This window comes from Acinetobacter sp. 228 (assembly GCF_048147885.1).
Genome location: NZ_JAYWYV010000156.1, coordinates 1 through 1700 on the forward strand (window position 1 = coordinate 1; position 1700 = coordinate 1700).

Below are 1700 nucleotides of genomic sequence, written 5' to 3' on the forward strand. Positions count from 1 at the left end.
TCTGTATTAATGCTTCAAAATGACTTTATCGCGCCAAACATCAACGTGACTGAGCTTGATGAAGGTACTGAAGGCTTTGATATTGTGCTTGAAAAACGTGATACAAAATTGAATACTGTAATGAGTAACAGTTTTGGCTTTGGCGGTGTTAACGCTTGCCTAATTTTCAAGAAGTGGGATGCATAATCCCGCGTAGGATTATCGATGGATGCACCTTCTGATGCCTTTTTGTGGGTAAAAGCATTACATATTATTGCTGTGGTTTGTTGGTTCGCTGCTTTGTTCTACTTACCACGTCTTTATGTTTATCATGCAATGAGTGATGATGCTACCAGCCATCAACGCTTTGAAGTAATGGAACGTAAGTTGTATCGAGGTATTATGTGGCCATCTATGATTGCCACATTAATTACCGCTCACTTTCTCGTAGATTGGGGTGATGCAACTAGACATTACCATGAAGCCACTTGGTTTTATCTAAAAGTTGGATTAGTGGCTTTATTAGTGATCTACCATTTAGTTTGTGGTTACTATCGCAAAAAGCTTATTGGAAATGCTCACTACAAATCACATAAGTTCTGGCGTTTCTTCAATGAAATGCCAACCTTAATTTTATTTGCTGTTGTGATTTTAGTTGTTGTAAAACCTCAGTTTTAACTGGGGTTTTTTATTATCTAGGACTCTCATCTCATTCTCTTATGCATTTTACTGACTCAACCTATTCATAATTTATTATTCAGAGCAAAAGACTTTTATACCAGTCTTAATACATTCTTATAAAAACATCTCATCTTTTTTATAAATTCAATCAACAGAAAGGATAAAGCATGAAAAGTCTGGCTTTTATTCATCGTAACGATACTCGCTTTGCGGTCGGTGATTTTTATCCAGTTCTTTCTGTTTTTTCCTACCATGAGTTAGGCAATACCCTCTCACCCTTCTTACTACTCGAACATTTAGGTCCCGGAAAAATTGCACATTCTATGAAACGTAGAGGAGTTAATGATCATCCCCATCGTGGATTCGAAACGGTAACACTTGTTTATGCAGGTGAACTGGAACATAAAGATTCATCTGGTGGAGGTGGACTTATAAGTGCTGGCGATGTGCAATGGATGACCGCAGCCTCTGGTGTGATTCATCGGGAATTGTTTAGTGAAGAGTATTCTCGATCTGGTGGTCCCTTTGAAATGATTCAACTTTGGGTCAATTTACCAGCAGCAAATAAAATGAATTCTCCGCGCTATCAAAGTTTAAAGAAAGCTGAAATACCGATGGTGAAACTGGAAAATGAAGCTGGATTTGTACGTATTATTGCAGGGCAGTTTAAGCATGTTATGGGCCCTGCACTTACTCACACTCCTATTACCGTATTAGATGTAGAGCTCCAGGCAGGTCAACAAGCTGCCTTCCCTGCTCAATCTGGTGAAACAGCTTTAGTTTATTTACGTTCAGGTCGGGCACAATTTCATAAAGATGAAGACGTTTTAGAGGAACAAGGCCTAGCAGTCATGTCAAACCAAGGAGAGCATTTCTCTATTACTGCCCTGCAAAGCTGCAAATTACTTATTTTGACAGGACAACCCATCGCAGAACCGATTAATGGTCATGGTCCATTTGTAATGAATACTTATGATGAGATTTTACAAGCCTATGATGATATTAAAAATGGAAGATTTGCCAAGTAAAACAGACCAGCT

The 1700-nt window shown here is 38.6% G+C and carries 2 protein-coding genes and 1 pseudogene; all 3 read left to right on the forward strand.

Features of this window, described 5'->3' with window-relative positions:
- Positions 1-186: pseudogene (locus VXQ92_RS16880) on the forward strand (beta-ketoacyl-ACP synthase I); the annotation flags it as partial.
- Between the two features lie 18 nt (positions 187-204).
- On the forward strand, positions 205-657 hold the full coding sequence (gene hemJ / locus VXQ92_RS16885) for a protoporphyrinogen oxidase HemJ (protein WP_000339889.1): 453 nt from the start codon (positions 205-207) through the stop codon (positions 655-657).
- Between the two features lie 170 nt (positions 658-827).
- The gene (locus VXQ92_RS16890) at positions 828-1688 is read left to right on the forward strand and encodes a pirin family protein (protein WP_416682596.1); all 861 of its coding nucleotides are present in this window, start codon (positions 828-830) and stop codon (positions 1686-1688) included.
- Positions 1689-1700: the final 12 nt, after the last annotated feature.

What these genes read in the sequence shown, in the direction of transcription:
- hemJ (WP_000339889.1), top strand. Translation starts at nt 205, where the DNA reads ATGGATGCACCTTCTGATGCCTTTTTGTGGGTAAAAGCATTACATATT.
- VXQ92_RS16890 (WP_416682596.1), top strand. Translation starts at nt 828, where the DNA reads ATGAAAAGTCTGGCTTTTATTCATCGTAACGATACTCGCTTTGCGGTC.